The 7,418-nt window shown below is 46.5% G+C and carries 9 protein-coding genes and 1 pseudogene; 9 read left to right on the top strand and 1 reads right to left on the bottom strand.

Features of this window, described 5'->3' with window-relative positions; translation table 11 throughout:
- Positions 1-14 precede the first annotated feature (14 nt).
- From ACXJGZ_RS07345 to ACXJGZ_RS07325, 5 genes are all read left to right on the top strand, one after another.
- Positions 15-656 (top strand): PAB0415 family putative ATP pyrophosphatase, encoded by a 642-nt coding sequence (locus ACXJGZ_RS07345; protein WP_456398860.1) that lies wholly within the window; start codon positions 15-17, stop codon positions 654-656.
- The gene (gene cobZ / locus ACXJGZ_RS07340; RefSeq protein ID WP_456398856.1) at positions 653-1,126 is read left to right on the top strand and encodes an alpha-ribazole phosphatase CobZ; all 474 of its coding nucleotides are present in this window, start codon (positions 653-655) and stop codon (positions 1,124-1,126) included. Before ACXJGZ_RS07345 ends, cobZ begins: the two co-directional genes overlap by 4 nt.
- A gap of 137 nt (positions 1,127-1,263) precedes the next feature.
- A complete protein-coding gene (gene cobS, locus ACXJGZ_RS07335) occupies positions 1,264-1,950 on the top strand; it encodes an adenosylcobinamide-GDP ribazoletransferase (RefSeq protein ID WP_456398854.1) in 687 nt (228 codons plus the stop codon).
- A 58-nt stretch (positions 1,951-2,008) separates the two neighbouring features.
- Complete coding sequence (locus ACXJGZ_RS07330; protein WP_456398859.1) at positions 2,009-3,364, top strand: ATP-binding protein; 1,356 nt, start codon at positions 2,009-2,011, stop codon at positions 3,362-3,364.
- Positions 3,365-3,369: 5 nt separating this feature from the next.
- On the top strand, positions 3,370-3,921 hold the full coding sequence (locus tag ACXJGZ_RS07325) for an NTP transferase domain-containing protein (protein ID WP_456398858.1): 552 nt from the start codon (positions 3,370-3,372) through the stop codon (positions 3,919-3,921).
- Here the strand turns inward: ACXJGZ_RS07325 and ACXJGZ_RS07320 are convergent.
- Positions 3,916-5,367: a cobyric acid synthase gene (locus ACXJGZ_RS07320; protein ID WP_456398852.1), complete on the bottom strand. Its 1,452-nt coding sequence runs from the start codon at positions 5,365-5,367 to the stop codon at positions 3,916-3,918. The two genes, ACXJGZ_RS07325 and ACXJGZ_RS07320, sit on opposite strands and share 6 nt — an antisense overlap.
- 12 nt (positions 5,368-5,379) lie before the next feature.
- Here ACXJGZ_RS07320 and ACXJGZ_RS07315 point away from each other — a divergent pair, with 12 nt between their 5' ends.
- The 4 genes and pseudogenes from ACXJGZ_RS07315 to ACXJGZ_RS07300 form a co-directional block, all read left to right on the top strand.
- Positions 5,380-5,544, top strand: coding sequence for a hypothetical protein (locus ACXJGZ_RS07315; protein WP_456398850.1), 165 nt, complete (start codon positions 5,380-5,382; stop codon positions 5,542-5,544).
- A 204-nt stretch (positions 5,545-5,748) separates the two neighbouring features.
- A complete protein-coding gene (gene cobT, locus ACXJGZ_RS07310) occupies positions 5,749-6,738 on the top strand; it encodes a nicotinate mononucleotide-dependent phosphoribosyltransferase CobT (protein WP_456398857.1) in 990 nt (329 codons plus the stop codon).
- Between the two features lie 103 nt (positions 6,739-6,841).
- A pseudogene (locus tag ACXJGZ_RS07305) lies at positions 6,842-7,090 on the top strand (adenosylcobinamide amidohydrolase); the annotation flags it as partial.
- Between the two features lie 99 nt (positions 7,091-7,189).
- The coding region (locus ACXJGZ_RS07300; protein ID WP_456398848.1) for a helix-turn-helix domain-containing protein at positions 7,190-7,418 on the top strand (229 nt) is incomplete at its 3' end.

Below are 7,418 nucleotides of genomic sequence, written 5' to 3'. Positions count from 1 at the left end.
TTGGAGGGAAGCTTTTGAGAGGTATAGCTTTCTTTTCAGGCGGCAAAGATGGGCTTTATGCCACGTATCTAGCTGAAAAGCAGGGGATTGGAGTGCCCTATCTCTTAGCCCTAAAAACCACCATAGGGGTTTCACCGCACTACGAAAACTTAAGCGAGCTCAAAAGGCTTGTCGATGCGATGGGAAAAGAGCTTCTCATCTTTGGCATGGGGAAAGGAAGCGAGGCTCTAGTGGAATTCATAAGCTCTCTTGACGTTGATTACATCATAGCTGGGGATGTCCTCCTCGAAGACCACTTAAAGTGGGTTGAGTGGCTCGCTGAAAAGAGCGGAACAAGAGCTTTAGAGCCGCTATGGGGGAGGAACACATTTGAGCTTGCGAAGGAGATAATAAACGCTGGCTTCGAGTATTCAATAATTGCCGTGAACAAGGAAAAGCTTTCAAAAGAGTGGCTCGGCTACACATTCTCTTCCCTCGGAGATTTGGAGCTCTTCTTGGAGGCAAACCCGGAGATAGACCCCATCGGAGAATTTGGGGAATTTCATACTGTTGTTTTGAAGTGTCCGCTGTTTGAGGGGCGCTTTAATCTGGAGCCATTGGAAGTTGAGGAGAGCGAGAGATATTGGTGGTTGAAGTTCAGGCTGGTGAGAAGATGATTGAGGAACTCGAAGCTAAAGGCATAACCCTTGAGAGAATGCTCGATACCGCTTTGGAACTTTACATTGGAGATGATGCGGAAAAAGTTAGGGGGCAGCTTAGAGAGATTATGCTCCTCTATCTAAACGATATCAACGTCCAAGCCCTTCTAAAAGCTGCTCTACTCTTAGAGGAGAACTTCAAAGTTGAAGGAGACCCCGTAAACCTCGTGGCGGATGAGCTCATAGGAATTGACATAGCCGAGTACATTGGCGGGAAGATGGCGCTTTTCAACTTCTTCTACTATGACACCAAAAAGCCGGGGATTTTGAAAGACCTCCCACCGTTTTTGGACGATGCCGTTGGGGGGTTCATAGCTGGATGTATGACGAGACTATTTGAGCCTTTTCTGCCATCGGAGGAAGAGGAACAGGAATACGAAGAAAATGGTGATATAATAGCTGACAGCAAAGGGAAGCACACCGACTAAGCCGAGGGTATACAAAACAGTCAGGATTAAAACAAGCACAAGCAACATCCTATAGTGTTCCTTTTTCATAGTTGGCAGTTTGGAGGTAGTCTTTTTAAGCCTTGCTTGATATTGGATTAATTAGCCGAGGTGAAAATATGAAAAACCTCATCCCATTCATGACTAGGATTCCACTCAAAGGGGATTTTGAAAAAGCACGGCATGAGGTGTGGGCCTTTCCTCTTTTAGCACTCATAACATCAGCATTACCCGCCTTAATCCTGTATTTTGACGTCCCTCTAAAAAATGTGCTCGCCCTTCTGTTTCTGTATTTCACCATTGGGCTGCTCCACCTTGATGGTCTGGCTGATTTTGCCGATGGGGTAATGACCAAAGGCGACCGCGAAAGGAAGATTAAGGCAATGAGAGACTTAAACACAGGCATAGCGGGAGTTTTTGCCGTTGTAATGGTTCTTTTCCTCCAGACTTATTCTCTTCAGCTCCTCCCGTTCTACGCCATCTTTTTAGCAGAGCTCAATTCCAAGTATGCAATGCTCCTCGCTCTGGCAACAAAAAAGCCCCTTGGAGAAGGCCTTGGCTCTTACTTCATGGAAGCCATGAATAAAAAGCAGCTCCTCGCCGGGAGTGTGCTCTATTTGGCTCTCCTCCTTCCCGCTGTAGTTTACAGTCCAAAAAGCATCCTCTCGGTTTTGGGGCTTTTAATTGGAGCCTACACCATAAAGCTCAGCCTGGATAATTTTGGAGGGATTAACGGCGACTGCATTGGAGCAACAGCTGAGATAACAAGGGCTGGAACGCTTTTGATGCTGGCAATTCTTTTGTAGTACCCTAACAAAACCCTTAAAAATGATAAACGTCATTATGATAATGGTGATTATCACAATGGATCACTTTGTGAACAGAGAGGCTGAGCTTAAGGCAATAAAGGAAAGATTGATGAACGGGAAGTTCGAGCTCATAGTTATCTACGGGCGCAGGCGCGTTGGAAAAACCCGCCTCGTTCTTGAGGCCATTAAAAGTCTCCCACATGTATATTATCTCGCGGTTGAGGGCGACAACCTCCGGCATTTTCGAGAGGTTGCAGGGAGGGCTTTTCCCGAGGTAAGATATGCAAGAGAAGACTGGGAGGGATTGCTCCATGCCCTGAAGGGGCAGATAATTGTTATAGACGAGTTTCCAAACATGGTTAAGGAAAACCCCAAGATTCTCTCTCTGTTTCAGAGGGCTGTTGACCTCGACCTTCAGGATTCGGGAACCAAGCTTATACTCCTCGGCTCTTCCGTCAGCGTGATGACGGAGAAAGTGCTGAGCTACAAAAGCCCACTCTACGGGAGGAGGACGGGCTCAATGAAGTTGAAACCGATGGAGTTCCCCACTCTCAAAGAGTTTTTTCCACAAGCAAAGTGGGAAGAGCTCGTCGAAATTTACGGACTTACAGATGGCATCCCATTCTACATCGCCCGGGTGAGGCTTCCCTTCTGGGAATGGCTGGAGAAAGAGCTCTCAAATCCCGTAAGCTTCTTCAGGGACGAGGTTGACTTTCTGCTCCGCTACGAGTTCAGCGAAATCAGGACGTACAAACGCATACTCGAAGCCATAGCTCTCGGCAAAACAACGCCCAAGGAAATAAAGGATTTCACCGGAATGAAGCATTCCGACATAACCCCTTACCTGCGCAATCTTATAGAAACGGATTTAATAGTGAGGGAAGTGCCTGTCACAGAAAAGCCCTCCTCCAAAAAAGGCCGTTACTATGTCGCTGACAATTTTTTAGCTTTCTGGTTCCGCTACGTTTATCCAAACCTCTCAAGGATTGAGGAGGAAACCTTTGATATCGCTGAAATCAGGGAAGACTACAACCACTACCTTGGCAGGGTCTTTGAGAAGGCCGCAAGGCAGCTTCTCATCATGCTGAACAAAAAGGGGGAGCTTCCGTTTAAATTCACTAAAATCGGCCGCTGGTGGCGTAGAGGTGAGGAAATTGATCTGGTAGCTTTGAATGAAAGGGAGAAAAAAGCCCTCTTCATCGAAGTCAAATGGAAAGAACTAAACGAGAAGCAAGCAAAGGGAATCCTCAAGGATCTGGAGAGAAAGAGCGAACTCGTTGGTCTGGAAGGCTGGGAAAAAATCTATGGGCTGGTTGCGAAGGGAGTCAAAAATAGAAAGGGGTTAACAGAAAACGGCTGGCTCGTGTGGGAGCTCAACGATTTAGGAAATAGGATATCAGAAAAGACGTGATGGCAATGATAATCATTCTCGCAGGCGGGAAATCAACACGCATGGGTAAAGAGAAGCCGGTATTGAAAATAGCAGGTAGAGAGATGCTCCTCTGGGTATATGAACAGACCTCAAAGGTCGGTGAAACCCTTGTTGCCCTCTCAAAGAACACGCCAAAGACTAAAGAGCTGTGCCTCAGGGAGGGTATACATTTCATAGAAACACCCGGCAACGGATATGTGCACGACGTCCAGTGGCTTTTGCGCGAGTTGGGCACCTTCGTGAGCGTTGCAAGCGATATACCCTTCGTTAGAGCCTCTGACCTTGCTTTAATGATGAAAGAGCTCGAGAGGAGAAAGCTAAGCCTCACAGGGGTTTTACCGCTCTCAAGGGTTCCTAAAGGTCTGAAACCTGCTGTTTATCGCGGCTATGCTATAGTAGGCCTAAACGCCGTTGCCGAGGAGGGAGAAGAGTTCTTTGAGCTGACCAATCCACTCTTAGCTTTAAATGTGAATACTCCTGAAGAGCTCGAACTTGCAAATAGGATTGCCAAGTTGTTGAGGCCTAAGTTTCTATAGCCCAAGCTTGCTCAAAATGTAATCCACGTCGATGCTCTTCTCCACTAGTTTAGCAAACCTCTCGATTTCTTCTTCGAGGCTCCATCTGCCTACACTTATGGGTTCAAGACCTTTCTCAGCCCTGAGCATGTTCAAAAACCTTTCCGTAAAGCCGAAGTTATGGAAGATGCCGTGCAGATAAGTCCCAAAAACTCTCTCGCCGATGGCTCCATCATACTCAAAAGCTGGCTTCCCGTTGATTTCGTGGATTACCGAAAAAGGTCTTTCCGAGGTAGAGCGTCCCATCCTAATCTCATAGCCCTCAACGACCATATCTCCAAGAGGTTTCCACAGAATTTGTGCTTTTAGGTGGTTAGTTCTTTTGGTTCTGGCAAAGAAGGTTTTAGTCTCTAAGAGCCCAACCCCATTGATTTTGCCTCTCTTAGACTCGATCTCGTCGATTATCTTTTTCCCGAGCATCTGGAAGCCGCCGCAGACACCTATAACAAAAGCTCCATCTTTGTGTGCCTCAAGTATAGCGTCTTCAATTCCATTTTCTCTCATCCAGAGCAAGTCTTCAACAGTATTTTTGCTCCCTGGAACGATTATAACATCGCCCTTAATTTCTTCAGCGTTGCTCACGTAATCAATCCCGTTCGCCCAGTGGAGGGGCTCAAAGTCTGTAAAGTTGCTTATGTGTGGGAGCTTGACAATTTGAATGTGTAGCTCACCCTTAACCTTCGGGAACTCTGTTAGAGAATCTTCTTCTGGAATTTTGTGCTCCGTATAAGGAACTACTCCCAAAACTTTCTTCCCATACCTCCCCTCCAAATAGTCGAAGCCGGGCTTAAGGAGAGAGGCATCACCGCGGAATTTGTTGAAAATGAAGCCCATTACGAGTTTTCGCTCCTCCTCGCTTAAGAGCTCCATAGTCCCTACTATTGAGGCAAAACTTCCTCCCCTGTCTATGTCAGTAACGAGAATCACTTTAGCGTTGGCGTGCTTAGCAACACGCATGTTAGCAATGTCGTAATCTTTGAGGTTGATCTCTACCGGAGAGCCAGCGCCTTCGATTACAACGATGTCGTGCTTCTCCAGCAGCTCATCCAAGACTTTCATGGCTTTTGAAAAGAGCTCCTCCTTCTTGGAGAGCATATATTTACGGGCGGAGACGCTGCCTATGGGTTTACCCATAAACACAACTTGGCTCCTCATGCCTCCCTCCGGCTTGAGGAGGATAGGGTTGAACTTCACGGAGGGCTTCTTTTTACATGCCAGAGCCTGTAGATACTGGGCGCGGCTAATTTCTCCACCCTCTATGCTTAGAGCGGAATTTAGACTCATGTTTTGGCTCTTGAAAGTCACAACATCATATCCGAGGTTTGAAAAGATTCGGCATAGAGCTAAGGCTAAGAGGGATTTCCCCGCCCCAGAGGAAGTTCCTTGAATCATTAAGGCTTTTCCCATCCTCATTCCCCCGTGAAAATAAAAGATAAAGCTCAAAGGTTCAAAAAGGGAAATTGCTCAGCCGGTAGCCTCGCACGCCACAGGCTGGAAGCTGTAGCCAAATGCCTCGGGGTGGATGAACAGGGAAAGCTCTTCGAGACCTTCAACTATCCCCGCCCCGAGGCTTTCGAGAGGTAATGGTCTCGGTAGCTGTGGTCGTCATCGTTTGAGTTATGGTTTCTGGTTGACTTATACAGCCGCTGACGATGACACCTATCATCAACACTACAAACAGGTAGGTTACCTTTCTCATATTGCCACCTTGGATTATTTATCCATCAATGGTAAAGGGCGAAGGATATATAAATCTATTGGATAAAATCGCCAACGGTGGTATTTATTATGATGCTCGTAGTTTTGGGCAATACAGAGGTTTCTACAATACCTGGAATAAGCGTTGCCGGAGCAACTCCTGAGCTAACGAAGCTAACGCCCCCAGCTGATGCAGAGTACCTTTTCCATGAAAAGCCTAAAATCATTGATGTGATACCAGTTACTCCCGAAGGGCACCCAACGCCAGCTATAATCACTAAAGCCGCAAAGGAGTTGGCTGATTTTCCAGTAATTATCGTTAGAGGTGGAACTTATTTAGCACCTCTCGTTCCGCACGTGCACATAAGCGATGTCGTGGGGAGGGACTTTAGAAAGGAGAAAGCCCTGCCTGAAGCGAGGGAAATCATTGAGAGAGCTATGCTCTTTGGAGAACAGCTTAATAAGCTCGGCTTGAAGGAGATAGTCATTGGGGAGTCCACACCGGGAGGAACGACCACAGCTCAAGCCATTTTATGGGCTCTTGGCTATGAAGCAAAGACTTCATCCGCTTCACCGGACAACCCTCAAAACCTCAAGGCGCAGGTGATTGAAGAAGGCTTCAAGAGAGCTGGCATAAATAAGGGGGATTTGGCTAACGAACCTCTTAGTGCTTTGGAAGAGTTTGGAGACCCAATGATGGCAACTGTAATAGGGATTTCTCAGGGATTTAAAGGTGAAGTAGTTTTAGCTGGTGGAACTCAAATGCTCTCAATATCTGCCTTGTTAAAGGCTTTAGGCGAAGACTTAGGCAGGTTTATGATTGCAACCACGAAGTGGGTTGCCAACGATGAGAGCTCCACGTTTAAGGAGACTGCAAAGGAGATTGGGATTGCCTACTATTATGCGGAGCTTGACTTCTCAAGGAGCAGGTTTAAAGGACTCCAAGACTACGAGAGGGGCTACGTTAAAGAAGGAGTCGGCGCTGGAGGCGCTACATGGCTCGCGGTGAAGAAAGGCTTCACAGTTGAAGATGTTGCAAAGAGGGTTGATGAGCTCTATGAGAGGCTGATGGAGCTTTAGTCCTCAAACTTTATATTTTTAGCTTCAACTAGAAGCTGGAAAATCTAAATCAGCTGTTGAGTTCCTTGAGTGGAATATCAAACAGTGAATTGGAGGAATACAGATGCACTATATTCACCCCTTTGATGAGGAGATGCTCGCCCTGAGCAATGCTCCGCACAACGGCGGCCTGTTTAAAGCTAAAGGCTTCTTCTTCATGCACGTCCACAAAAACTACGACGGCGATTATAAAAAGGACTGCCTTGAATTTGAGCGGAAAAATGGATTAAATAACTTCGTGGGCTTTATGACCGCAGCAGAGATTCCTAAAGTTCTAAGCGCTGCCAAAATAGGGAGCGTTGAGGCTTACCTTTTGAAAGCTTCGGGGCAGGGATGCGGTAAATCATCCAACGAGCAATCAAACAGGAAAGCAAAACTATTTTAAAGCCTAAAAATCATACCATACTTTAAAATGAAACGAGCAGTAACGGTAAAACTCCAGCCTTCAAAAGAGCAGGAGAAAACTCTCCACCAGTTAGCCGATGCTGGAGCCAAAGCATGGAATAGAGTGAACTACCTGAGAAGACAACAATACTTCCAAGAACAAATCGTGGACTTCAACAAGACTGAGAAAACCGTTTATGAGGAATTTAAAAGAGAAATCGGTTCTGCAACCGTCCAGCAGATAGCGAGGAAGAATG

This window comes from Palaeococcus sp. (in: euryarchaeotes) (assembly GCF_053987695.1).
This window is presented reverse-complemented; position numbering and strand designations above follow the sequence as displayed.

Excerpts from the sequence above, each read along its gene's own strand:
- cobZ (WP_456398856.1), top strand. The coding sequence starts at position 653 with ATGATTGAGGAACTCGAAGCTAAAGGCATAACCCTTGAGAGAATGCTC.
- cobS (WP_456398854.1), top strand. The coding sequence starts at position 1,264 with ATGAAAAACCTCATCCCATTCATGACTAGGATTCCACTCAAAGGGGAT.
- ACXJGZ_RS07330 (WP_456398859.1), top strand. The coding sequence starts at position 2,009 with ATGGATCACTTTGTGAACAGAGAGGCTGAGCTTAAGGCAATAAAGGAA.
- ACXJGZ_RS07325 (WP_456398858.1), top strand. The coding sequence starts at position 3,370 with ATGATAATCATTCTCGCAGGCGGGAAATCAACACGCATGGGTAAAGAG.
- ACXJGZ_RS07320 (WP_456398852.1), bottom strand. The coding sequence starts at position 5,367 with ATGGGAAAAGCCTTAATGATTCAAGGAACTTCCTCTGGGGCGGGGAAA.
- cobT (WP_456398857.1), top strand. The coding sequence starts at position 5,749 with ATGATGCTCGTAGTTTTGGGCAATACAGAGGTTTCTACAATACCTGGA.